At 63.9% G+C, this 22607-nt stretch carries 24 protein-coding genes, 1 tRNA gene and 2 pseudogenes; 9 read left to right on the top strand and 18 right to left on the bottom strand.

The annotated features are described in order from the left end of the window. Positions 1–6 precede the first annotated feature (6 nt). The 6 genes from AC4CS3_RS03355 to rpsB all read right to left on the bottom strand — a co-directional run bounded on the left by AC4CS3_RS03355 (position 7) and on the right by rpsB (position 4939). Positions 7–591: a DivIVA domain-containing protein gene (locus AC4CS3_RS03355; RefSeq protein ID WP_490782198.1), complete on the bottom strand. Its 585-nt coding sequence runs from the start codon at positions 589–591 to the stop codon at positions 7–9. A 21-nt stretch (positions 592–612) separates the two neighbouring features. Beyond that, positions 613–1536: a phosphatidate cytidylyltransferase gene (locus tag AC4CS3_RS03360; RefSeq protein WP_345449754.1), complete on the bottom strand. Its 924-nt coding sequence runs from the start codon at positions 1534–1536 to the stop codon at positions 613–615. Continuing rightward, positions 1536–2093, bottom strand: a complete 558-nt coding sequence (frr, locus tag AC4CS3_RS03365) for a ribosome recycling factor (protein ID WP_078105729.1) — start codon at positions 2091–2093, stop codon at positions 1536–1538. Before frr ends, AC4CS3_RS03360 begins: the two co-directional genes overlap by 1 nt. 102 nt (positions 2094–2195) lie before the next feature. After that, a complete protein-coding gene (pyrH, locus tag AC4CS3_RS03370) occupies positions 2196–2933 on the bottom strand; it encodes a UMP kinase (protein WP_437773059.1) in 738 nt (245 codons plus the stop codon). Between the two features lie 146 nt (positions 2934–3079). Continuing rightward, a complete protein-coding gene (gene tsf / locus AC4CS3_RS03375) occupies positions 3080–3916 on the bottom strand; it encodes a translation elongation factor Ts (protein WP_490782199.1) in 837 nt (278 codons plus the stop codon). 120 nt (positions 3917–4036) lie between these two features. Further along, positions 4037–4939 carry a 30S ribosomal protein S2 gene (gene rpsB, locus AC4CS3_RS03380; RefSeq protein ID WP_441414650.1) on the bottom strand — a complete coding sequence of 301 codons (903 nt, stop codon included), beginning with the start codon at positions 4937–4939 and terminating at the stop codon, positions 4037–4039. Between the two features lie 582 nt (positions 4940–5521). Between rpsB and AC4CS3_RS03385 the strand changes: the two are divergent. Further along, positions 5522–5782, top strand: a pseudogene (locus AC4CS3_RS03385) (peptidoglycan DD-metalloendopeptidase family protein); the annotation flags it as partial. A 102-nt stretch (positions 5783–5884) separates the two neighbouring features. On the opposite strand, the gene AC4CS3_RS03390 reads toward AC4CS3_RS03385, so the two are convergent. Beyond that, positions 5885–7075, bottom strand: a complete 1191-nt coding sequence (locus AC4CS3_RS03390) for an acyl-CoA dehydrogenase family protein (protein WP_490782200.1) — start codon at positions 7073–7075, stop codon at positions 5885–5887. Between the two features lie 240 nt (positions 7076–7315). Between AC4CS3_RS03390 and AC4CS3_RS03395 the strand changes: the two genes are divergently transcribed. Next, positions 7316–8419: a hypothetical protein gene (locus tag AC4CS3_RS03395; protein ID WP_490782201.1), complete on the top strand. Its 1104-nt coding sequence runs from the start codon at positions 7316–7318 to the stop codon at positions 8417–8419. 92 nt (positions 8420–8511) lie between these two features. Here AC4CS3_RS03395 and AC4CS3_RS03400 read toward each other — a convergent pair whose 3' ends face one another. From AC4CS3_RS03400 to AC4CS3_RS03410, 3 genes are all read right to left on the bottom strand, one after another. Continuing rightward, on the bottom strand, positions 8512–9345 hold the full coding sequence (locus AC4CS3_RS03400; protein WP_490782202.1) for a hypothetical protein: 834 nt from the start codon (positions 9343–9345) through the stop codon (positions 8512–8514). After that, positions 9342–9908: an RNA polymerase sigma factor gene (locus tag AC4CS3_RS03405; RefSeq protein WP_490782203.1), complete on the bottom strand. Its 567-nt coding sequence runs from the start codon at positions 9906–9908 to the stop codon at positions 9342–9344. Before AC4CS3_RS03405 ends, AC4CS3_RS03400 begins: the two co-directional genes overlap by 4 nt. A gap of 90 nt (positions 9909–9998) precedes the next feature. Continuing rightward, positions 9999–10916 carry an alpha/beta hydrolase gene (locus AC4CS3_RS03410; RefSeq protein ID WP_490782204.1) on the bottom strand — a complete coding sequence of 306 codons (918 nt, stop codon included), beginning with the start codon at positions 10914–10916 and terminating at the stop codon, positions 9999–10001. A gap of 84 nt (positions 10917–11000) precedes the next feature. On the opposite strand from AC4CS3_RS03410, the gene AC4CS3_RS03415 reads away from it, so the two are divergent. From AC4CS3_RS03415 to AC4CS3_RS03430, 4 genes are all read left to right on the top strand, one after another. After that, positions 11001–11873, top strand: coding sequence for an SGNH/GDSL hydrolase family protein (locus tag AC4CS3_RS03415; RefSeq protein ID WP_490782205.1), 873 nt, complete (start codon positions 11001–11003; stop codon positions 11871–11873). A 263-nt stretch (positions 11874–12136) separates the two neighbouring features. Further along, positions 12137–12667, top strand: a complete 531-nt coding sequence (locus AC4CS3_RS03420) for a GTP cyclohydrolase II (protein WP_490782206.1) — start codon at positions 12137–12139, stop codon at positions 12665–12667. 334 nt (positions 12668–13001) lie between these two features. Beyond that, complete coding sequence (locus tag AC4CS3_RS03425; RefSeq protein WP_490782207.1) at positions 13002–13337, top strand: hypothetical protein; 336 nt, start codon at positions 13002–13004, stop codon at positions 13335–13337. Then, positions 13324–13905 (top strand): carboxymuconolactone decarboxylase family protein, encoded by a 582-nt coding sequence (locus AC4CS3_RS03430; protein WP_490782208.1) that lies wholly within the window; start codon positions 13324–13326, stop codon positions 13903–13905. Before AC4CS3_RS03425 ends, AC4CS3_RS03430 begins: the two co-directional genes overlap by 14 nt. Positions 13906–13989: 84 nt before the next feature. On the opposite strand, the gene AC4CS3_RS03435 is transcribed toward AC4CS3_RS03430, so the two are convergent. Further along, positions 13990–14466: a MerR family DNA-binding protein gene (locus AC4CS3_RS03435; protein ID WP_490782209.1), complete on the bottom strand. Its 477-nt coding sequence runs from the start codon at positions 14464–14466 to the stop codon at positions 13990–13992. On the opposite strand from AC4CS3_RS03435, the pseudogene merA reads away from it, so the two are divergent. Continuing rightward, positions 14465–15911: pseudogene (gene merA, locus AC4CS3_RS03440) on the top strand (mercury(II) reductase). The gene AC4CS3_RS03435 and the pseudogene merA sit on opposite strands and share 2 nt — an antisense overlap. Before the next feature lie 144 nt (positions 15912–16055). Here the strand turns inward: merA and AC4CS3_RS03445 are convergent. After that, positions 16056–16739, bottom strand: coding sequence for a haloacid dehalogenase type II (locus AC4CS3_RS03445; RefSeq protein ID WP_490782210.1), 684 nt, complete (start codon positions 16737–16739; stop codon positions 16056–16058). Positions 16740–16918: 179 nt separating this feature from the next. Continuing rightward, on the bottom strand, positions 16919–17113 hold the full coding sequence (locus AC4CS3_RS03450) for a carboxymuconolactone decarboxylase family protein (protein WP_490782211.1): 195 nt from the start codon (positions 17111–17113) through the stop codon (positions 16919–16921). A gap of 43 nt (positions 17114–17156) precedes the next feature. Here AC4CS3_RS03450 and AC4CS3_RS03455 point away from each other — a divergent pair, with 43 nt between their 5' ends. Beyond that, a complete protein-coding gene (locus AC4CS3_RS03455) occupies positions 17157–17441 on the top strand; it encodes a hypothetical protein (protein WP_490782212.1) in 285 nt (94 codons plus the stop codon). 163 nt (positions 17442–17604) lie between these two features. After that, positions 17605–17880, top strand: a complete 276-nt coding sequence (locus AC4CS3_RS03460; protein ID WP_490782213.1) for a hypothetical protein — start codon at positions 17605–17607, stop codon at positions 17878–17880. Between the two features lie 286 nt (positions 17881–18166). Here AC4CS3_RS03460 and AC4CS3_RS03465 read toward each other — a convergent pair whose 3' ends face one another. From AC4CS3_RS03465 to AC4CS3_RS03485, 5 genes are all read right to left on the bottom strand, one after another. Beyond that, positions 18167–19021, bottom strand: a complete 855-nt coding sequence (locus AC4CS3_RS03465; protein ID WP_490782214.1) for an NAD(P)H-dependent flavin oxidoreductase — start codon at positions 19019–19021, stop codon at positions 18167–18169. 420 nt (positions 19022–19441) lie between these two features. Continuing rightward, positions 19442–19515 (bottom strand) — tRNA-Ile (locus tag AC4CS3_RS03470). Between the two features lie 252 nt (positions 19516–19767). After that, positions 19768–20964, bottom strand: coding sequence for a glycosyltransferase (locus AC4CS3_RS03475; RefSeq protein ID WP_490782215.1), 1197 nt, complete (start codon positions 20962–20964; stop codon positions 19768–19770). Positions 20965–21074: 110 nt separating this feature from the next. After that, a complete protein-coding gene (locus AC4CS3_RS03480; RefSeq protein ID WP_490782216.1) occupies positions 21075–21980 on the bottom strand; it encodes a DMT family transporter in 906 nt (301 codons plus the stop codon). Then, the gene (locus tag AC4CS3_RS03485) at positions 21980–22603 is read right to left on the bottom strand and encodes a CDP-alcohol phosphatidyltransferase family protein (protein WP_490782217.1); all 624 of its coding nucleotides are present in this window, start codon (positions 22601–22603) and stop codon (positions 21980–21982) included. The genes AC4CS3_RS03480 and AC4CS3_RS03485 overlap by 1 nt, the downstream gene beginning before the upstream one ends. Between the last annotated feature and the right edge of the window lie 4 nt (positions 22604–22607).

Consider the following 22607-nt stretch of genomic DNA (forward strand, 5'->3'; position numbering starts at 1 on the left):
CTTTTGCTAGTCGATCGCCGCCATGAGCTCGACGACCCGGTCGAGGAAAGCATCAACCTGCGCCTCTTCGTAGCCGTCGCGCCCGCGGGCCTCGGAGAAAGCGGCTCGGCGGACGTTGTCGACGCTCAGCGGTTTGTCGTTCTCCAAGTAGCCGATCAGGGAGACGCACAAGGCATCGACCTCGGCGATGTTGTAGCTGCGCGCACGATTCTTGTCCGGCCGGCGGAAACGTTCGCCATCGGGCCGGTGCAAACGGCCGCGCAACACTCCGGAGAGTTTGCCGATTTTCAGCAACCAGGCTTCCTCGCCTTCGGCAGCTATCAGCTCGTCGCGTTCACGCCGTGCGAAGGCATCTTCGAGGCGGTCCAATGCGGCGTCCACAGCGGTGGCGTCGTAGCCGCCCTTGACGGGATCAAACGAAACCGCACGGACATCGCTGCTGCCGATTTTCTCCGAGGCCTCGGCCCTGTTTTCAAACGACAACCGGGCGCGCTGGAAAAACTGGTCCACTTGCTTCGCGTTGTAGCCATACTTGGTGTGCGCCACGCGCTCAAATGCTGCGGGGATCTGGCGACGAATGTCCACTGCCACTGCTTTCCTTCTGGGTGGTTGTCAGGCGCCGCTCAACAGCGCGAAAAGAATATATGCTGCCGGAGCCGCGAAGACGATCGAGTCGAGGCGGTCCATGACCCCGCCGTGTCCGGGCAGGATGCTACTCATGTCCTTCACGCCAAGTTCCCGTTTGACCATGGACTCCGCGAGGTCACCCGCGGTAGCCGCGGCCACCATGCCTACGGCAAGCACCACGCCGACCCACCAGGGCCTGCCCAGAACGAAGATGCTGGCGAGGATCCCGATGACCATGGCACCTGCCACCGAGCCAGCGAACCCTTCCCAGGTCTTTTTGGGGCTGATCTTGGGAGCCATCGGATGCTTGCCGAACAGCGCCCCGACGAGGTACCCGAAAGTATCGTTGGACACTACCAGCAGCAACATCACGGCAATCTGCCAGGCACCCGCCGGAACCTGCCCGGCGGGCCAGGGACCCGCCGTCGTCGCTCCCCCGCCCGTGTGGAGAGGCAGGATGGCAAAGCTGATCAGGAAAGGCACCCAGGCAAGCGTGAAGATTCCGGAGAAGACGCTGCGCGGAGCCCCGGCAGCGCTTTCAAGCGAACGCCATAGCAGGACGGCCGTGCTGCTCAGCACCATCGCGAAGAGCAGGCTTTCGGTACCACCGAAGTAAGCCGCCAGCGGCATCGCCACGGTACCGGTCAGCACAGGGATGATCGGCATCCTAGTGCCTTGGGCTTCGAGCGCACGAAAAATTTCCCACACCCCGAGGACCGCAAACGCGGTGGTCAGGAGAACGAACCCCAGCGGCAGGAACAGCAGCCCGCCGAGAACGGCGAAGAGCATGGCGAGCCCGACGCCGATGGCGGCCGGAAGATTCCGGCCGGCCTTGGGCGTTGGGTTGCCTCGTTGGCGTCTGGCGCGTGTGGGTATTCCCTGCGCGGGCGCCGGCTCAGCCTCGCTCATCAGACCTCGAGCAGCTCGGCTTCCTTGCGCTTGAGGAGCTCGTCGATACCGTCGACGTGTGCCTTGGTGATCGCGTCGAGTTCCTTTTCGCCGCGGGCACCCTCGTCTTCGCCGGCTTCGCCGTCCTTGACGAGCTTGTCCAGGGCGTCCTTGGCCTTGCGCCGGATGCTTCGGATGGAAACCTTTGCGTCCTCACCCTTGCCCTTGACGATCTTGACGTATTCCTTGCGGCGTTCCTGGGTGAGCTCCGGGATGGTGATCCGGATGACGTTGCCGTCGTTGGACGGATTGGCGCCGACCTCGGAGTCGCTCAAGGCCCTTTCGATGTCGCGCATTGAAGTCTTGTCAAAGGGCGTGATCAGGATGGTCCTGGCGTCCGGAATAGCGAAGGAAGCCAGCTGCTGCAGCGGTGTGGGGGTGCCGTAGTATTCAACGATCACCTTGTTGTAGAGTCCGGGGTTCGCACGACCGGTACGGATCGACGCGAAATCCTCCTTGGCTACCTCGACCGCCTTGTCCATCTTTTCCCCGGCTTCGAGCAAGGTTTCTTCGATCACGGTTTCTCCTCAGAAATAGTCGCGCCCCGGTCCACGGGCCGCAACGCACAATAAATTTCCGCCCCTGCGGGCGGAAGAGTCCTAGAAATATCCTAGCCCTTGCTAGGGGGTGACCAGGGTGCCCAGCTTTTCGCCAAGAATGGCCCGGGTGACGTTCCCTTCGCCTTCCATGCCAAAGACAACCATGGACAAATTGTTGTCCTTGCACATGGTCATGGCGGTCTGGTCCATGACGCGGATGTCACGGCGCAGGGCCTCGTCGTAGCTGAGCTTTTCGAGCTTCTCGGCCGTGGGATCCTTCTTGGGATCCGCGGTGTACACGCCGTCCACACCGCTCTTCGCCATGAGGACGACATCGGCATGCACTTCGAGTGCACGCTGGGCCGCCACGGTGTCAGTGGAGAAGTACGGAAGACCTGCGCCTGCACCGAAGATGACGACGCGGCCCTTCTCCATGTGGCGGATGGCACGGCGCGGAATGTAGGCCTCGGCTACCTGTCCCATGGTGATGGCGCTCTGAACGCGGGTCTCGACGCCGGCCTGCTCCAGGAAATCCTGCAGCGCCAGGCAGTTCATGACAGTGCCGAGCATTCCCATGTAGTCGGCGCGGGAACGGTCCATGCCGCTCTGTGACAGTTCGGCGCCGCGGAAGAAGTTACCGCCGCCGACGACGATTGCCACCTCGACCTCGGAAACAGCAGCGGCGATTTGCTTGGCGATGGCGCGGACGGTTTCCGGGTCCACACCAAGCTTCCCGCCGCCGATGACCTCGCCGGACAGCTTCAGCAGTACACGACGACGGGTCTTCTCCGGATGGCTTGCAGTGTTCTCGGTTTCCATGGTGCCTTCCCGTTTGTGGACTCTGGCTAGATTATCTTGCTGGGGGCCGGGCAGAAAGCTGCCGGCCGTGGATGCACTCGGTGCGAGCCTGTCGTTGCATGCAAAAGGGGCGGCCACCGAAGTGACCACCCCTTTTGTATGTCTAACTAGTTTCCGACGCGGAAACGGGCAACGGCAGTTGCCTTGACACCGGCCTCTTCGAGGACCTGTGCAACGGTCTTCTTGGAGTCCTTGGCGAATGCCTGGTCCAGGAGAACTTCACCCTTGTAGAAGCCCGTCACGCGGCCTTCGACGATCTTGGTGAGAGCGGCTTCCGGCTTGCCTTCGGCCTTGGCGGTCTCTTCGGCGATGCGGCGCTCGGACTCGACCAGTTCGGCCGGGACGTCTTCGCGGCTCAGGTAGTTCGGGGCCATTGCTGCAACGTGGACGGCAACGTCGTGGGCTGCGGTAGCAGCGGCGTCGCCCTCGCCCTCAACGGCGAACAGGACGCCGACCTGGGCCGGGAGGTCCTTGGAGGTCTTGTGCAGGTAAGCGTCAACCGTGCCGCCTTCAATGCGGGCAATGCGGCGGACAACAACCTTTTCGCCGAGAACGGCGCCTTCTTCGACGACAACCTCGGAAAGGGGCTTGCCGTCGACGTCGTTGGCCAGCAGGGTCTCGAGGTCGGCAGCGCCGGACTCGACGGCGACGGCCAGGACCTTGTCGGCCAGCTGGATGAACTTGTCAGCCTTGGCGACGAAGTCGGTCTCGCAGTTGACCTCGATCATTACGCCCACGCCGCCGGTGACCTTGGCTGCAACCAGGCCTTCAGCGGTGGAGCGGCCTTCACGCTTGGTAGCGCCCTTGAGGCCCTTGATGCGGATGATCTCGATGGCCTTCTCGGCGTCGCCGTTGGCCTCGTCAAGAGCCTTCTTGACGTCCATCATGCCGGCGCCGGTGCGCTCGCGCAGGGCCTTGATGTCAGCAGCAGTGTAGTTCGCCATGTGAACCCCTCTGTCTAGAAATTTATGTGTTTACGGACTGACAGGACGGCAGCCCACCTGGTGGGCCGCCATCCTGTCAGTAGCTCCCCGCACCGAAATTGGTGCGGGAAAGGTCCGGATTTACTTGTCTGCTTCGGCTTCGCCAGCAGCAGCTTCGGTGGCCTCGGCGGCCGGGGCTTCGACAGCTTCCGCAGCCGGAGCTTCAGCAGCCTCTGCGGCCGGAGCCTCAGCAGCCGGAGCTTCAGCAGCTTCGGCCTTGCTGCCTTCGAGGAGCTCGCGCTCCCACTCAGCCAGCGGCTCTTCCGGGGCCTCTGCAGCACCGGTTGCGCGCTGGTTACGGGCGATGAGGCCCTCAGCAACGGCGTCGGCAACCACGCGGGTCAGCAGGTTTACGGAGCGGATGGCGTCGTCGTTACCCGGGATCGGGAAGTCAACTTCGTCGGGGTCGCAGTTGGTGTCCAGGATGGCAACAACCGGGATGTTCAGCTTCTTGGCTTCGTCAACAGCCAGGTGTTCCTTCTTCGTGTCAACAACCCACAGAACGGAAGGAGCCTTGGTCAGGTTGCGGATACCACCGAGGTTGGTTTCCAGCTTGGTGAGTTCACGGCGAAGGAGCAGGAGCTCCTTCTTGGTGTAACCCGAGCCTGCGACGTCCTCGAAGTTGATCTCTTCGAGTTCCTTCATACGCTGGATGCGCTTGGCAACGGTCTGGAAGTTGGTGAGCATACCGCCCAACCAACGCTGGTTGACGTACGGCTGGCCAACACGGGTAGCCTGCTCGGAAATTGCTTCCTGAGCCTGCTTCTTGGTGCCGACGAACAGGACGGTGCCGCCGTGGGCGACAGTAGCCTTGACGAACTCGAAAGCGCGGTCGATGTAGGACAGCGACTGCTGAAGGTCAATGATGTAGATGCCGTTGCGCTCCGTGAAGATAAATCGCTTCATCTTCGGGTTCCAACGACGGGTCTGGTGTCCAAAGTGGACGCCGCTGTCAAGCAGCTGGCGCATAGTTACGACGGGCATGCCGACGCTCCTTCCGGCAGGTCATTCATGAGAGAGCCACACGGGCCGCTCTTACCCTGCCAATAGTTGACGGTTAATTAGCCGGACCCGAACGGGCCTTGGCTCCTGGCATCCATTGCACTTCTCATCCGGCCAATGACTCGCCGGACCGCAAGAGGCACAATCCTCCGCAGCACTGAATCCGCGAGGATTCGCAATTGGAGGGTTGGATACGCGTAGTCAGCCTGGGACCCCCGCGCGACTGAATGAGAAGCGCTTCTGAACAAGCTTGAGGGCACAGCAAACTGCTCCACCAAGTGTACTACAGCGCCTCCGGCCTTATGACCGCAAAAGCCCCGGATTCAGCCTCCATCCTTCGGCAGGTTTCCCGCACCGTTTTCCACATAGTTGAACTGACAGCTTCCGGACACTCCGGCGCCAACGAAGGCTTGTTCCATGAGAACTGCACACCTTCCGGCCTATGTTCTTTTGCTCGTTGCCTTGGTCACGGCGCCTGCCGTTGCGTCGTCGCCGCCGGGCGCGACCAGCCCGCCCGGAACCCGCCCGGGCTGGGCGTGGCCACTCTCGCCCAAGCCCGCGGTCATGCGCGGCTTCGACCCTCCGGACAAGCCGTGGTTGAGCGGGCACCGCGGCGTGGATTTACGAGCAGCGGACGACGGCGTCACGGTCGCCACGCCCGCCGACGGCACCGTGAGCTTCGTGGGCGTCGTGGTGGACCGCCCAGTGATCACCATCGACCACGGGGGCGGGCTACGGAGCAGCTTTGAGCCCGTGGACAGCGGACTCGTAGAGGGGGCCACGGTGAACAAGGGCCAAGCCATCGGGGTCGTGGAAACCGGCCACTGCACGGGATCACCGTGCCTTCATTGGGGAGTGCGGCATGGGGAGGACTACGTCAACCCGCTCGCCTTCGTGACGGATCTCCGGCCGTCCGTGTTGCTGCCGCTAGACGATGGCGGAAATGCCCGTGATGGCCCTTCCCGTGACAAGGGTGTTGATTTCGTGGGTGCCCTCGTAGGAGTAGATCGCCTCGGCGTCGGCGAAGATCTTTGCCATCTCATAGTCCGTGACAATGCCGTTGCCGCCCAGGATGCCGCGGCCCAGGGCAACGCTTTCGCGCATGCGGGCCGTGGTGAAGGCTTTCGCCAGCGCGGATTGCTCGTCCTTGGCCACCCCGGCATCCTCAAGCTGAGCGAGACGGACCATCATGCCCATGGAGCTCACTGTGTTGCCCAGGATCTGCACGAGTTGTTGCTGCACCAATTGGAACGATGCCAGGGGCCTCCCGAACTGCATCCGTTCAACCGCGTAGCGGCGGGCAACGTCGAACGCGGCAAGCTGCTGGCCCACTGCCTGCCACGCGACCGAAAGCCGCGTGACTTTGAGGACCTTGTTGGTGTCCCTGAAGCTGTTTGCGTCGGCCAGCTTGAAGAAGTCGGGGACAACCACGTTCTCAAGGGTGATATCGGCGTTCTGGACGGTCCGCAGCGAGATCTTGTTCTCGATCTTGCTGGCCTTGAATCCGGGGAGGCTCGTGTCCACCAGGAAGCCCTTGACCTGATTGTCGCCGAGGTCGCGGGCGAAGACCACAACCCAGTCCGAGAAAGTGGCGTTGCCGATCCAGCGCTTGGCCCCGTTGAGGATCCAGTTGCCGCCGTCGCGGCGCGCAGTAGTCCGGGTGCCGCCTGCGACGTCCGAGCCGCCCAATGGCTCGGTCAGCCCAAAGGCGCCGATCTTCCTGAGGGAGTATATGTCGGGCAGCCAGGCGTCCTGCTGCTCTTGAGATGCCAACGATTCGATGGAGCCAGTGAACAAGCCGTCGTGAACGCCCATGAACGTGGCAATCGAGGCATCGGCGCGGGTTGCCTCTGCGTGGACAAGGCCAGCGAACACGTTGGAATAGCCTTGACGCCTGACCGGACTGACGAGGTCAATCTCGGCCAGTTTGGGAATCAGGTCCATGGGGAATTCCCCGCGGTTCCAGCAATCGACGGCAATCGGTTTGACCTCACGGGAAAGGAAAGCCCGGATCTCGGCCAGCCGGTCCTGCTCCTTGCCCGTGAGCAATTGCTCAAAGCCATAGAAGTCACCGTCGGCGTACGGGAGATTCTCGAGGTCGATTGCTGCCTTGGACATGGCACTCCTTCGCTGTAAGTTACTAGTGAGTAACTTACAGCGATGACAGTGCTCCACACAAGCAAGCAGGTGCACCGACGTCTTGGCGGACTCCTGTCTTGCGTTGCGTCATCGTCCAAAGCGGGAATGGTTGCCGTTAACCTCCGGGTCTCCCGGTGTTTGCCCTTTGCACGGTGCCCTCCCAGCCCGCCCCCATAGCTTGGCAGGGACATCGTTTCCCCAATCTAAGGACGATTTTCAATGCCTGTTACACCCAACAAGCTCAAGCGGACCTCGATGGTATTGGTGGGCGCCGCAGTCGCTGCTTCTACTCTTGCCTCCGTTGCCCTGCCGGCATCCGCCGCTGACGAGGGCGAAGCACACGCCGCGGCCGCTGGATTCACGGTGAAGACCTTCTCCCCGGTCGGCACCGAGTCAGCACCTGACGACATCACGCGGATGGGCGACTCTGTGTACGTCTCGTTCCAGAACGGCGTTGGCCCCTTGGGCGAGGCGTCTACAAACGGCACCACAGCCAGCACCGTTCAGCAGTTCAGCCTCGACGGAAAGCCCGGCAAGTCCTGGCAAGTCACGGGCAAGGTTGACGGGCTTACGGCCGATCCGGAACACCACCGTCTCCTCCTCACCGCCAACGAGGACGGCAACTCGAGCTTCTCGACGCTCAGCCCTGAACAGGCGAAGCCGCTGACCACGTACACATATTCGGGCCTCACCCACGGTGGGGGAACCGATGCCGTATCTGTCGTGAACGGCAAGATCCTCGTCAGCGCCTCGGCGCCGGTTGATACTTCGGGTCCCGCCGCCTATTCCGTCGCATTGGAAGGCGCCACCGCCAAACTGACGCCTCTTTTCGGCGACAGCGCTACGGCCACCGCAGCCAATGGCCCCCAGGCTGGAAAGGCGACCACGCTCGGCCTCACGGACCCGGACTCCAACACACAGGTTCCGGCGGCCGCTCCGCGGTTCAAGAACTCCTTCATGCTTGACGCGCAGGCGGACCAGCAGTTGATCTTCGCTTCCAACCCGGGCAGCAGCAAGCAAGCTCTCCAGGTGCTTTCGGTTGCCCAGCCCTTGGATGACACCGTGTTCGCGGCCCACTCCAACCAGACCCTTCTGGTCACGGATCCGAAGGACAACAAGGTCTTCTCCATCACTGGCCCGTTCAAGGCCGGCGAAGCCGTCTCCACGGTGGTGCCCGACGCCGGACCCGCCTACCTGGCAAACCTGGACTTGGGAACGGGCGCTCTCGCCCCGATCAAGGAACTCGCCTACATCCAGCCCAAGGGCTTGATGTTCACGGGCGGCGCCGGGGACGACTCCAACGAAGGTCAGCGCTCCGAGTAACGCTCGCATTCGAAAGAACCCCTGACCGCGCTTCCGCGCGTCAGGGGCTTCTTTTGTTTCGGGCTAAAGGGCCCCTCACGTGTCTGGTTGTCCTAAAGGGTCAGACGACTCGTTCCCGTAGTGCCGTCTTGGTAGGTCACTTCGACCTCGGCACCATCGCTCGACGCGTTCCGCAGTTCGTCTCCTGGCAGCCACAAGGCGAAGTGTCCCCGGGACACGGTCGCTGTCACGCCCCCGTGGGTCCGGCTTCTATAGACGACTGAGAGAATGTCAGAGCCCGCGATGCCGGCCGCCAAGGAAATGTCGCCTGCGCTCATGGTTCCCGTCCCTAGGGCCGTGGCGGTGATCTCACGCGGGCCGGGAACCGTGTGAGGGCTGGACTTTCCAACCGATCCGATCATGCCCTTACCGAAAAGACTGACGGCGTCATCGGTAATACACAGCGCCGAGAACCCGCCCTCACCCGTGAGCACCACCGTGGTCCACACGCCGCGCCGCTCGGCAATCGTCACCGCAGCCGATTCGACGTCGTCAGCGTACATTCCATCCCCTACATTCTTCTTGGATTCGCGGCACTCCGCGGCGGCACTGGCACGTTCAGTTTCAGTCATCCCGGCAGGAACGGGCGTCCAGCTGGCAAACGCAGGATCCCCGCCTGACAAGGACGGCAAGACAACCAGGCCTGCAGTGACTACCGCCACCATTCCTCCGACCACTGCGACCCTGCGGGAGGTCCATCTGCTGCTTTGAGGCCTACGATTGCGGGCAGCGGTCCTCATCGAGGGGCGCTCGGATGGTGTCTCCGCCGGGTCGGTGGACAAGATGCGGAGAAGATCGGCGTCGGCCCTTTCACTGTCGACGGGGCCCCTGTGGTCCGCGGCGTCCAGTGATCGAAGCAGAGTATCGATCTCTTGATTGCGCGTCATGGCGTGGTTGTCCTTTCGAAAGAAGCCGCAGGTGTGCGGGACTGCCGGGGTAGGTGTTCGAGGAGGAGGCGAAGGGCTCGGCGGGCGCGGCTCACTCGCAGACGGAAGGCGACCGGTGAGATGCCGAGTACTGCGGCTGCCTGTGGTGCTTTGAGGTCTTCGAAGACAACAAGGCCCAAGGCCTCCTGATGGATCTCCGATAGCGCACGCCATGCCCTGCCTAGGTCCACGCGATTCACGATCGGGTCAGCGTCCTCGTCGAGGTAGGCCAGAGCGGCGGAGTCTGCGAGACGAACACCGAGTGCTAATCGACGCCGTTCGCCCCGGTGGGTGTTTTGCAGAATGTTTCGCGTAATGCCGAAGATCCATGCCCTCGCGTCACCATGGCTGCTCGGCAACTCATCGAGGCGGCGCCACACGACAAGGAATGCGTCGCTGACGACGTCTTCGGCGTGGTCAGGGTGGGCGCGGCGTTGAACAAATCTCATGAGCTCTGGGTAGACCAGTTCATACAGCAATCTGAAGGTGCGCTCCCGGTCAGGAGCTTTGGAAGGGTGCCTCATGCTCTATACCTGTCTGCCATCCGCCCAAGTGTGTCGCACCTTGCGCATTGGTGCCGGAATCGACCCGCGCGGTCGTCCCGGCTGAGCGATTCAGTCTGCTGGGCCCAGCCGAACCCGAAGCCATGCGTCGATGTGTTCGAGGGCGGCCCGTGCCATCGGCGTCGCGTGCCCGGTGAAGCCGTGGGGGGAGGCAGGATAAATTCGCAGATCGACCTCGACACCGGCGGCCGACAGCCGTGTGGCCATTGCGAGATTGTCTTCCAGGAGGATGTCGTCGCTGCCGATCGCGATCAGGATCGGCGGTAGGCCCGCGGGCTCGGCGAAGAGCGGCGAGAGGTCGGGGTGTGTGCGATCCCGAGCAGTCCCAGCATAGGCGTCGAGAAAATACTCGTCGGCGATCAGGCGTCCGGCCTGCGTCTTCGCAGCAAGGTCATAAGTGCCGAACTGCAGCACCCCGCCGCTGAATGCCGTGACCCCGCGGTCGCGCAACCGCACAAGCGTAGACACCGCCAGCGTCGCCCCCGCAGAAAAGCCACCGATAGCGAGTTTGGCTGAGCCAAAACGGCGTTCGGCATGCTCCACCAGCCACAGCGCTGCTGTCTCGCAGTCGTCGGGTGCGGAAGGCCACGGATGCTCCGGAGCGAGTCGATAATCCACGCTGACCACTGCAATACCCAGCGCATCCGCAAGCCGCCTGTTGCGAACGTCGCTTCCGGCGGCCGAGCCCATGTAAAAGCCGCCGCCGTGGATTTCGAGGAATACGCCCGCCACCGGGGCGCTAACCGGCACGTGGATCCGCACCGGAACGCTTCGGCCATGTGCGCTTGCCAGCTCTGCGATTGGCCGTGGATCGCACTCCGCAGGTGCCCCCGCTCTCGCTCGGAATGCGAGCAGCTCTTCCCGACTGCCCGGACCACGGCCAGCCGGCCGCCGGGCGTAGAAGGCGCGGGATTGATCGACGAGTGACCACAGTTCAGGATCGATCAGCGAGGGCAATTCGAAGCTCACACGATAACTCTAGGATGGGCATCCGGCGAGCGAAGAAGGGAGGCCGCCGTGGCGCGTTCGGCCGGGCAGGAGCAGTATGGAGGGATGAACGCTCCCAGCGCCGAAAGTCCGGCGCAGGGTGGCCCCGTTGTTTCCGGCGCCCGCCTGCACCCGTGGAGCCGTTATGTGGCCCTGGGTGATTCGTTCACCGAAGGGGTAGGAGATCCGGAGCCTCGCAGCCCGGGGGGCCTGCGAGGCTGGGCGGACCGGGTCGCGGAAGAGCTGAGCGCCGGACACGACGATTTCGCTTACGCGAATCTCGCGGTCCGCGGACGGTTGCTCCATCAGATCCTGGATGAGCAGGTCGGCCCTGCACTGGCCCTGCAGCCGGATCTGATCACTCTCAACGCCGGGGGCAATGACCTGATCTTCCGCAGAAGCGATCCCGACAAGCTCGCCGTCCGGATGGACGCCGGCGTGCAACTCCTCGCCGCTGCCGGCGCAACGGTTGTACTGTTCGCCGGACCGGACTGGGGCGCTACGCCTATGCTGGGACACACGCGCGCCAAGGTGGCCATCTTCAACGAGAATCTGCGCACCATCGCCGCGCGCCACGATGCAGTAATCGCCGACCTCTGGGCCTTGCGTCAACTCACCCACCCACGGATGTGGGATCCGGACCGGCTGCACTTCTCTCCCCTGGGCCAGCACACCATCGCCATCATGGTGCTGGATACGCTCAACGTCGCCCATACCTTGGAACCGATGACACCGAAAGACCTACCCGGGCGCAGGTGGCGCGAAGCAAGGACCGATGACATTTTCTGGGCACGCGAGCACTTGTTCCCGTGGGTCCTGCAACGTCTCAAGCAAAGAGTCTCCGACGATGGGCGCCACGCAAAGCGGCCGGATCCAGGCCCCGTGTTCGGCGCCTGGATGCCGCCCGGGACGTTCGTGGGAAACGATCCCCCAAGCTGATCGCGATCTCTCATGTTCCGGACCCGTGACAGGTTGTCCGTGACGGCGTCGGCGGTGTTGAATTCGCCGTCGCGGGGGCGGGGGCCAGTCATCGCAAAGGTGCCGGCTTCCCTCCCGGTATCACCGAGGAATCCTCCATCGCGAGCCTTATTGTTCCGTCCCACAGGCAGCCCTGAGAATCCAAAAACGTGATATGTTGTTTTAGAGATTCGGGGATGCCTGCGCCAGCGGCGGCGCCTTCCGAACCTTAGAAGGAGGGCCAGATGCCCGAGCAACGACTCACCATTGCAGGACCGGGATCCGAGGCGGACGCCGTCGGGACGGTGTCGGCCGGCCCAGGCTATTCCGGACCCTCCCGCCAGGCGCGTGCGGCGCCTCCACCGGCCGTGGTGCGCACATGTGTGCGGATCCCGCTCAGGTTCGCCGACGGCTTCACTGCGCCGGCCGATGCGTTCACTTTCCGTGGTCTGGTCGATCGCAAGGAGCACCTGCTGCTGGGGCTCGGTGACTGGCAGGACCGGGGCCTGGACACTTACGCCGCGAACGTTGCACTGGGCCACGGTGAGGACGAGCGGGACTACCGTTCGGCCGCGCAGATACTGCTCGCTGTCGGAGTGGATCGGATCCGGCTGCTGAGCAACAACCCAGACAAGGCCCGCCAGCTCGAGGCCAACGGCGTCGCCGTGGTCGAGCGCGTGCCCACCGGGGTCCACCTTTCCTCCGCGAATGCCCGGTACCTGACCACCAAGCGCGACCACACCGACCATACGATCGACCTGGGACCGCTCCCCTAACGCCCTCGGACGCGGGGGTCCAACGTCAACCGCTCAAGCCATGCATCCGTGATTACACAAGCCGTTCAACGCAATCTTGGCCCGTGCAGGATCCGTTAGACGCGTTCAGGGAAAGATTCGACTTTGGCAGGGTTCCGCTCGACGACGTCGCCCAGTGCATCGTCGATCCGCTCGAGAATCTCCACGAGGAGCGTGCTCTACCGCCACGGCGATGGAGCACGCTCCTGTTTGTGGTGGAGCCACGGCGTCACCGATAACCGCTGATTCCCGACATCGGCCGGGACAGTGTGCAGGGTCTTCCGAGCCGTGTCAGCTCAGGCGTAGAGTCGAGGGCATGTCCCGACATGCGCCGGGCTCGCACTTGCAGCTTGCTGATGATCTTCGTTCCAGGGTCAGGGAGACCGGGACCCTGGATCGGGAGCTGCGTCGTGCCATCCTTGCTCGCGGCGCCGGCGGTCCCGCGGTGCCGGAACCGTACGATGTACTCGTCAAGCACGTTGATGGGGACTCGTTAGGAGTGACGGACGCGCAGGTCCACGCGGTGCTTCAGGAGACCGGATCCGAGAGGGACACGTTCGAAGTCATTCTTACCGCGGCGATCGGTGCCGGCCTGCGACGATGGGACGCCGCGGAGAAGGCAATCAGCGAGGCCGAGGATGCGGCTACCTGAAATAGAGCGCGGAGACACCCTCCGCCACCGGATGCTGATCGCCACCATCTCAAGGGTGTCGGGGATGCGGCTGCCGGATGCAGCCAGGGTCGCGTTCTACCGCCAGGACTTCGCAGGCCCATCCATCGGCGCATGGACGCAGAAGACGATGCGGGGGCCCAGCGGATGGTCCGTGTCCGAACGTGAGCTCATGGCGGCAATGGTTGCAACTTGGAACAGTTGTCCGTTCTGCATCGGCGCGCACGGCGCCGTCGCTGTCCGCGGCATGGACAAAGGCATCGTCGACGCCGCCCTGGCGGACTACCGCACCGCCCGCATCCCGGACAAGCTCAAAGTCGCGCTGGTATTCATCGAGAAGTTGACCCGCACCCCCGATGATCTCAACAAGGACGACGCACGAGCGGCGCTCATGGCGGGTCTCACCAGGAACGAACTCGAGGATGCAGCCGCGGTTGCGAGTCTGTTTGCGATCGTCACCCGCTACGCCAACGCACTCGACTTCGACATCCCCACACGGGAGCACTTCGACAAAGCAGCAGGAATGCTCCTCCGCCGCGGGTACGCCTAATTGCCACACAGCGTCCATAAAGCCCAAGCCTGCGGCGGCGCAGGAAGCCGGCAAACTTCGCCCGGTCTCCTAGCCGGAGTGGCTTCAGAGGTAGCTGCAGACCCGGCCGGCGTCGCAGGCATCCGGGTCTGCGGCGGCCGTGGCGGCGTGGTACTGCGCTACGGTGGCGCGCAGCGCGCTGAGTTCGGCGATCTGCGCGTCGAGCTCGGTCAGTTGTCCGGCCAGGAGGTCCCGGACATGAGTGCAGGGGGCGCGGCCTGCGTCGTGCAGGCACAGGATTTCCCGGATCTTTGCAAGCGCAAGCCCTGCGGAGCGCCCGCGGCGGATGAAGTCGAGCCGGTTGATGGTTTCGCCCGTGTAATCGCGGTATCCGTTGGCGGTGCGCTCCGCAGCCGGACAGGCAGGCCAGGTTCCCGGGGCGCGCCCGGGGGGCTTGTCTGCCTCTCCGGGCGGCCTCTTGACCTTCCTCCGAGGGGCAACGTGCAGACTGGAGGAAAGTCCGGGTACACCACCGACAACTCGGGACGGCGCGGGCGGCCGGCAAAGACTTGGAGTTCTCATGAGCGCAGCAACGGTTTTTGACTACGATCTGGCGGTTATCGGTTCCGGCGGGGGCGCGTTCGCCGCCGCGATCCGCGCCAGCAACCTGGGCAAGAGGGTGCTCATGGTGGAGCGCTCAACGGTGGGCGGCACCTGCGTGAACACCGGGTGCGTACCGTCCAAGGCCCTGCTGGTCGCGGCCGAAGCCCGCCACGTGGCCCTCGGCGCCGCGGGACGCTTCCCCGGCATCAGCACCTCCGCCGGCCCCGTGGACATGGGCGCGCTGATAGAGGGCAAACGGACGCTGGTCGCGGGGATGCGATCGGAAAAGTACGTGGATCTGATCGCCGACTACGGGTGGGACCTGCGCCAGGGAACTGCTTCGTTCGCCGGAACCCCTGCCGACCCGGTCCTTCAGATCAGCTACCCCGACCAGCCCACGGAAACCGTCACAGCCGCCCACTACCTGATCGCCACCGGCTCCGCTCCCTGGGCACCCCCCGTACCGGGCCTGGAAGAAACCGGATACCTGACCTCCACGAGCGCGATGGAACTGCAGGAGGTACCCGAATCACTGCTGGTGCTCGGCGGCGGCTACGTGGCCCTTGAACAGGCGCAGCTCTTCGCCCGGCTCGGTTCGAAGGTGACAATGCTAGTCCGCTCCCGGCTCGCCTCCGCGGAAGAACCGGAAGCGTCCCTGGCGCTCATGAGCGTGTTCGCCGACGAGGGCATCCGTGTGATCCGCCGGGCCGTGTTGTCATCGGTGCGCAAGGATGAGGCCACCGGCATGATCGTCGCGGCCGTCGACGTTGCCGGCGGGCGGGAAGAGATCCGGGCGCGCCGGCTGCTGGTCGCCACAGGCCGCCGCGCCGTCACCGAGGACCTGGACCTGGATGCGGTCGGGGTCAGGACCGGAGACCGTGGCGAGGTCCTGGTCCAGGCCCTCCCTGGCCACCTCGAACCCGAGGATCTGGGCCGCCGGGGACGTCACAGGGCACCGCGAATTCGTTTACGTCGCCTCCTCCCACGGGGCCCTGGCCGTGGAGAACGCGTTCAACGACGCCGGACGCGAGGTCGACTACCGGCACCTGCCCCGCGTCACGTTCACCAGCCCGGCGCTGGGCGCGGTCGGGCTCACGGACAAGGAGGCCAACGGCCAGGGCATCCGCTGCCAGTGCCGGATCCTGCCCCTGGAATACGTGCCCCGGGCGCTGGTGAACAGGGACACCCGGGGATTCATCAAGATCGTGGCCGATAACCGCACCGGCAAAATCCTGGGCCTGACTGCTGTGGCCAAAGACGCGGGAGAGCTCGCCGCCGCGGGCGTGTTCATCCTCAAGGCCGGAATGACCGTGGAGGACGTTGCCACATCCTGGGCCCCGTACCTGACCATGGCTGAAGGCATCAAGATCGCCGCCCAGTCCTACACCACGGATGTCTCCCGGCTCTCGTGCTGCGCCATCTGAACAGTCTCGCGACATTGGACCCGCGCCGCCGGGGACGGGAGCAGGAGCGTGGGACGCCATAGCAGGCCGTTTGCCGCGCCATGCACTATTCCTACCGCGTCTTGGTCTCATCCTTCTCCGCAGTGTCGGCTGCCGGGCTCGCGCTCACGTCCTCCTGCGGGCCAGGACGGCGGGAAGTTCGGTCAGGGCTGTGACCGTGTGGTCCGGTGGGGTGAAGTAGCCGGGGTAGCGCGCGCCGGCGCGGTTGATCCAGGCCGTTTGCAGGCCTGCTTTGGCTGCTCCATGGATGTCCCAGGGGTGCACGGCGACCAGCAGCATGTCCGAAGGGGCGGTGCCGCTGGCCTGCGCGGCGTAGCCGTAGGAAGCCCGGGCCGGTTTCCAGGCCGGGGCGTTTTCGACCGAGAGCAAGGCCTCGAACTCCGCGCGGATGCCGGCAGGTTCGAAGAGCTTCTCGGCGACCGTGGTGGAGCCGTTCGTCAGGGTGATCAGCCGGTAGCCGGCCTGTCGCAGGGCCCGGACGCCGTCGGGGACTTCGGGGTGCAGGCTCAGCGAGGCCATGCCTGCGATGATGTGTTCCACGGCCTGGCCCAGCCCGTGGTTGAGGTCGATGCCGGCTAGCATGCCGCGCAGGGCTTCGGCCCCGATGTCGGCGAAAGCGCCGTTGTCTCCTGCTGAGGTGAGGGCGAATCCGTCCCTGAGGAGGGTGGCGAACCAGAGTTTAGCCACGGTGGCCGGGGCGCCGACCTCGGTGAAGCGCTCTGCCATCGGCGACATGTCCGAAAGGGTCTCATTGACGTCAAAAACAATCACCAAAGGGTTCGTGCTCACAAGCTTCTCCCTCAAGGCATCGGCTGCAGTTCAGGGGTACCACTGTGCCTGATTCCCGGCCCAGATGGTAGGCGGCTGACCTCTTGGGTGGTTGCCATGATTTTTTTCCTTTCTTAAATGGCCTGATGGTTTTGAGTCCGCATTTCGCGGCGGTGGCTTCAGTAAGCGGCGCCGGCTTCTCAGGCGGTCAGTGGTTCCGCGGACGGGAGGTCAAGGTCGGTGCGAGCGTAGTGGTTGAAGTAGTTGGTGAACAGGTTTGCCGCGATGTGGGTGAAGGCTTCGGCCAGTTCTGCCTCGGTCCAGCCCGCCTCGACGGCTGCCTGCCAGACGGCAGCGGAGACGTCGCCGGTGCTGGCAGCGGCCTGGCGTGCCACCTCGGTGATGGTCTTGAGTTTCGGGTCGAAGTCGATTTCGCCGATGACTGTCTTGGTTGAGAGCTACTGGCGGGAGATTAGCGATGGCCTTACGGAGCACGGCATACCGATCCAGCATTTCGTGCTCCACGCTGACCAGGCCACGCTACGCGACCGCATACAGAACGACAAAGACCTCGGCCCCTCAACGTTCCGCTTAGCGTACTTGGAGCCATACGCCGAGGCAGCTCGTACTTGGTTGCACGATGAAGCCGAGGTCATCGACACCACACACATCACACCGGACCAAGCCGCGCAGCAGATTGCCGATTCGGTGCTTGGCCGCTGAGAGCGCGGACGTCCGGCACGCTTGTGCTGTTAGGGACCGGCCTCCGGTCCGGTGTGTGGTGAGATTCGCCGAGGCTTTGTTGCTGGTCGGGCCGCGCACGCAGTCAGCTCTCCTGCGGCTGTGTGGCCGCCATGCTGCTGGGCAAGCTGCGGGCGTCACTCACATGGGCGCGCGTGCTCTCGGCGCAGCCGCCTACGCGGCGGAAGCGGCCGGGCTGGCCGCTCGGGATCAGCCCACGGCAATCTCCGACGAGATCTCCTGGCAACTCGAGCACATGAATGCTCAAGTGAGGGCGACGCTTCAGCAGTTGCCACCATATGGTGAGGACTTCGCAGGCCCGCTCGGTTCCGGACTTCTCGCGTCGGGCCTTCTTGGGTCAATCATCCGGAAGATTGGGGACGCCATGGACAATATCTCGCCAAAGGAGGGTGCCCGGTAGGCGATCCTCACCGGGACCCCAGCTTTCTCGGCTCTACTCGAAAGGTACCGTCGGCGAGGTGTCTGGGAGTGCGAGGAGGCCCGCCTTGCCGCCAAGCAACTGGGCTTCATTGGCACATGCTGGAGACATGGTCCGCGTTGGTGTCGCTCTGGGGTGCGGCGCGCGTGGGTACCCGGAGTGCGGGGCAAGCCCACGCCCTCGCTAGGTTGCCGGTAGTCCCCGATTCCCATGGGTCCGCGTGCCGGCGCAGGTCCGGCGCAAACCCGTCATCCTGCTCTGCCGGGCATCAATCCAGCAGCGACATCAGCTCAGCGACGATCGCGGCCGCGGACTGAGACCGGTGGACGTGATCAATCGAAAGACCCGCATACCACGGCATCACCCCGGGCTGGTCGAAACCGTTGGACGCCGGCATCGTGCTGCGGTTGCCCACGGCCTGAGCGCCCTTGAGTGACGTCCCGATAACGCGTACGGTTCCGGGCCATCCGCCATCGTCATCGAAGTGATCGGTGAGCACGGTGTCGCTGGCACTGCCGGCGATGAGCGCCGCCAGGTACTCCGGATGCACATCCGCCTCCGGCGCGGCAAGGAACCGCGTGCCGATCCGCACCGCGTGCGCGCCCGCGTCGATCAATTCGCGAACCCGCTCGGGCGTGCCAATGCCACCCGCAGCAACGACGGGAATGCTCACGTTTGCCAGAGTGTCGCGAAGCAACTCGTCGAGCGGCCCTGTTCCCCGGATGTGGCCCCCTGCCTCGATCCCCTGGATCACCACGAGATCGCACCCCGCCTGCTCCGCCACCGCGGCCTCCGCGGCGGAGCCTACCTGCCATGAGACCAGGGCGCCGACGTCGTGCCCTGCTGCCACGGCCGCGGCGTCGGGCCCGCCCCAAAAGAACTCGACCACGCGGGCCCCGCGCGTCTGCTGAGCGATGCCCTCGAAAGTTGGCAGGTAGGGGAGCAGGAATCCCATGCCCAGAGCGCCCGCCGGATGGGACGGCAGGCCGAGCCCCATCGGCAGCATGCCGAGGCCGCCGGCGGCCGCGACCGCCTGCGCCAGATCCTCGGTTCCGACGCCGCCGAGGACGGCCAGTTGCAGGGGCAGTTTGCAGCCGATCAGGTCGGTGAACGGTGTTCTCACCCCGGCATTGTGCCACGGCAGCCGCCACACGTGAAGCTCTCGCCGGCCGCGCGACGTAGGCGCAACAGCTCTTGGTAAGTACTCAACCTACTCGTCAGCTTGATGATTCGATGCGTTCCGATAGCGGGGATGCCTACCCTCCCTACCCCGCACACCTTCAGAAAGACCGTTGGGACCCTGCTGGAAGCCTCGTCAGGCGTGGCTGTCGCCTCCGCACAGCTAGGCCACTCGAGGGAAAAACTGACCAGGAAGCACTACGTCCAGAACACGCACGGGGCACACGACAACACATCTCTGTTGGAGGCATTCGGAAACTAGCTCGACTCGTTTCCGGTGGATTTCCGGTGGATGGCTACCTCAGAACGCAAAAACGAAAGAGCCCCTGCCCTGCGTTTCCGCAGGTCAGGGGTTCTTTTCGGGTAGGGCTACTCGGACTTGAACCGAGGACCTTAGGATTATGAGTCCCGCGCTCTAACCAGCTGAGCTATAGCCCCGTAAAGTGCCCGGAAATCTTCCTAGGGAAGCGTTCCGGGCCAAAACACTCTAGCAATACTAGTCATTCCCAAGGCTCAGGCGCACATCAGGCCGCAAACCGCGGAGAGTGGCGCTGAAATCCCCCTGTTTTGGTCGTGATCGAACCTCCGAAACTTTATGAATCCGTGATTGCGGTCGGTTCGGTCTCCGAAAGGTGGGGAATTCACTTCGGTCGCTTGAGCCAAGCGAGAGACTACGCCCGGTCCAGCTGGCTAGATGACCTTGTCCTCATAGCTTGCCCCGCGGTAGAGGTCCTCGAACGTCTGCAATGTGCCTTGGATGCTATGCGGCTCCACCATGGCGCGACTGGCCTTGCCCATGGCTTCGAGTTCGCCGGCCGGCAGACGGAAGAGCTCGGTGATCCGGGCTGCCAGCTCATTGCTGTCCCCTGGCGTGAAGAGATGCCCGTTCTCGCCTTCGCGCACAAGGTGCGGCAGGGCCATCGCGTTGGCGAGAAGAACCGGCGTCGACGCCGACATCGCCTCAAGCGTCACGAGGGACTGCAGTTCGGCGGTTCCGGGCATGCAGAACAGGTCCGCGCGAATATACGCCTTCCTCAGGTCCTCATCGCTGGCGAGGCCCAGGAACTTGACCCGCTCGCCCAGGCCCAGCCGCTTGGCTTGGGCCTCCAGTGCGGCACGAACCTCTCCGCCGCCGACGATTTCAAGATGCACATTGAGTTCGGCGGGTGTTTTGGAGACGGCGTCGATCAGGACGTTCACATGCTTTTCTTCAGCAAGGCGGCCGACGAAGAGAACGGTGGGGTTGGCATGCGGCTCGATTTCTTCGCCCGGCGCCAGTTCATAAGCCGCCGCGTCAATACCGTTGGACAGAGGCAGGACCTTGCGGAGGAAAGCGTGCTGGTGCATGGCCTTCGCGGCCAGCGGCGTGGGAGTAGTGACGACATCGGCCCGGCCCATGACCTTGCCCATGTCTTTCCACGAGACCCGCCCGATGATGTCCTTGAACCACTGCGGGAACGGCAAGAACGGGTTCAGGTTTTCGGGCATGAAGTGGTTGGTGGCGATGATCCGGATGCCCCGCTTCTTCGCCTCGTAGAGAACGTGTTCGCCGATCATGTAGTGGCTTTGGATGTGAACGACGTCGGGCTGCACCTTGTCGAAGAGCATCCGAATGTCGTTCTTGATTTCCCAGGGGTAGCAGATGCGAAAGTACTCGTGCGTAAAGACTCCGTGGGACTTCAAGCGGTGCACGGTGCCTTCATCCCCGAACTCGGTGAAGCTCTTGCCGTTGTCCGCCCGGCAGGCCAGCACATGGACGTTGTGCCCGCGCGCCTTCATGCCTTTGGCAAGCCGGTACCCGAACTGTGCAGCACCGTTGACCTGCGGGCGGTAGGTCTCCGCCGCGATCAGGATGGTGAGGGGTTTGTTGGTTTCGGGAACAGTCACGTGGAGAACTCCTGATGGTCACGGTGCGAACATCGCAAAACGTTTGGGCCTGCGGTGTCTTCGCCGGTTGCCTGCCGCGGGTGTGCGGGGCACGGTTGTCGAACTTTGCCCTAGGCCTTCCGGCTTGCAGCCGCCTTCGCGTCACGTTTTCGCTTGGTGACCTCGGGATGGTGCCGGCTCAGGGCAATAACCCCCACGATAGCAAGGGAAGCGGCCACGGCCATGCCGATTGCAAGCACGGCGTGGACATCGGGACGAAGCTCACCCAAAATTGCGATCCCGATGGCAATTCCGACAATGGGGTCCACCACAGTCAGCCCTGCGATCACCAAATCCGGCGGCCCACCGGAGTAGGCACTCTGCACGAACCACGAGCCGAGCCCGCCGGCGGCGGCGATTGCCACCAACGTGTACCACTGAACGTTAAGCAAAAAGTGCCCGTTCGGGTCCAGCAGGTGCCGTCCGATGATGCGAGTCAGCACCGCGACGAATCCGAACAACACCCCGGCTCCCAGGATGTACACGAAAGCACTCAAGCGGTGCCGGAACATCACGGCCAACGTTCCAAAGAGCCCGACGGCGAGGGTCAACAGGAGCACGATGGTGATTTCGTCCTCGCCGCTGACGTGATGGTTCTCCTGGGTGGCGTTGACGGCCAGTAGGACGAACATCGCCGATCCGGTCACGCAAGCCGAGATCGCCACCACCGTGCCGCGGTTGATACTGAGTCCCTGGTCCTTGGCGTTGACCACCGTGGTGATGACCAACGCGATGGCTCCAATGGGCTGCACCACCGTCAGGGGTGCCGACACCAAGGCAATGGCGTTCATGCACATGCCCAAGGCAAGCAACAGCAGGCCGAGCACCCACCGCGGATTTCGGAGAAGCCTCAGGAAACCCTGGGAACTGAGGGCGAGGCCACCGGTATCGGCCTTGACCGCGCTGCCCTGGCGCTGGGCGCCAATGGCGAGGCAGAAGGCGCCAAGCACCGCAAGAAGGACTGCGAACCAGGCCATCAGCTGCGACCGCCGTCGTTGGCTTTGAGTTCTTTGCCCTTACGGAGGATTGCCCAGAAATAGTTGTAGGCCGCCACCCAGTGCCCCAGCAGCCCCAGGCCCAGGCAGATCCATGCGATCACGAAGTACACACCGGTGTAGGGAATCGCGAGCCTCGAGAGGACCAGAAGAGGCGTGCCCAGGAGCAGGAACGCGGTCCTGATCTTGCCGATCCGGCTCACCGGGAGGTCGGGGTGGCTATGGAAATAGAACAATGACGCAGTGGCAAGCACGACGTCGGGCACCACGAGGGCGGCCAGGTACCACCAATCCACCACACCGGCGATGGCGAGCGTGACAGCGACGGCGATGAGTGCCAGGCGGTCCGCGACGGGATCGAGGATGCGGCCCAGTTTGGAGGTTTGGTTGAAACGCCGCGCGACGTAGCCATCCACCCAGTCAGTGCCGCCCATGATGGCGAGAACCAGTACGGCGAAACCGTATTCTCTTTGCCACAGCACCAGCCACACGAACAGCGGGACGCCCATGAAGCGCAACACGGTCAGGAAATTGGGGACAGTGAAGATGAGATCGTGGTCGATCTGTGGCTGGCCCGGGCGTGCGCCTGCACCGATGAACTTCACCTGT

It is taken from the genome of Arthrobacter sp. SE2, from assembly GCF_058244265.1.

Bases quoted from the DNA above. Each gene is read 5' to 3' on its own strand.
- AC4CS3_RS03435 (WP_490782209.1), bottom strand. From the start codon at position 14,466: ATGAGAACTCCAAGTCTTTGCCGGCCGCCCGCGCCGTCCCGAGTTGTC.
- AC4CS3_RS03460 (WP_490782213.1), top strand. From the start codon at position 17,605: ATGGGCGCGCGTGCTCTCGGCGCAGCCGCCTACGCGGCGGAAGCGGCC.
- AC4CS3_RS03430 (WP_490782208.1), top strand. From the start codon at position 13,324: ATGCGGCTACCTGAAATAGAGCGCGGAGACACCCTCCGCCACCGGATG.
- AC4CS3_RS03480 (WP_490782216.1), bottom strand. From the start codon at position 21,980: ATGGCCTGGTTCGCAGTCCTTCTTGCGGTGCTTGGCGCCTTCTGCCTC.
- AC4CS3_RS03400 (WP_490782202.1), bottom strand. From the start codon at position 9,345: ATGACGCGCAATCAAGAGATCGATACTCTGCTTCGATCACTGGACGCC.
- AC4CS3_RS03420 (WP_490782206.1), top strand. From the start codon at position 12,137: ATGCCCGAGCAACGACTCACCATTGCAGGACCGGGATCCGAGGCGGAC.
- AC4CS3_RS03405 (WP_490782203.1), bottom strand. From the start codon at position 9,908: ATGAGGCACCCTTCCAAAGCTCCTGACCGGGAGCGCACCTTCAGATTG.
- pyrH (WP_437773059.1), bottom strand. From the start codon at position 2,933: ATGGAAACCGAGAACACTGCAAGCCATCCGGAGAAGACCCGTCGTCGT.
- AC4CS3_RS03455 (WP_490782212.1), top strand. From the start codon at position 17,157: ATGACTGTCTTGGTTGAGAGCTACTGGCGGGAGATTAGCGATGGCCTT.
- tsf (WP_490782199.1), bottom strand. From the start codon at position 3,916: ATGGCGAACTACACTGCTGCTGACATCAAGGCCCTGCGCGAGCGCACC.
- rpsB (WP_441414650.1), bottom strand. From the start codon at position 4,939: ATGCCCGTCGTAACTATGCGCCAGCTGCTTGACAGCGGCGTCCACTTT.
- AC4CS3_RS03395 (WP_490782201.1), top strand. From the start codon at position 7,316: ATGCCTGTTACACCCAACAAGCTCAAGCGGACCTCGATGGTATTGGTG.
- AC4CS3_RS03360 (WP_345449754.1), bottom strand. From the start codon at position 1,536: ATGAGCGAGGCTGAGCCGGCGCCCGCGCAGGGAATACCCACACGCGCC.
- AC4CS3_RS03425 (WP_490782207.1), top strand. From the start codon at position 13,002: ATGTCCCGACATGCGCCGGGCTCGCACTTGCAGCTTGCTGATGATCTT.
- AC4CS3_RS03415 (WP_490782205.1), top strand. From the start codon at position 11,001: ATGAACGCTCCCAGCGCCGAAAGTCCGGCGCAGGGTGGCCCCGTTGTT.
- AC4CS3_RS03390 (WP_490782200.1), bottom strand. From the start codon at position 7,075: ATGTCCAAGGCAGCAATCGACCTCGAGAATCTCCCGTACGCCGACGGT.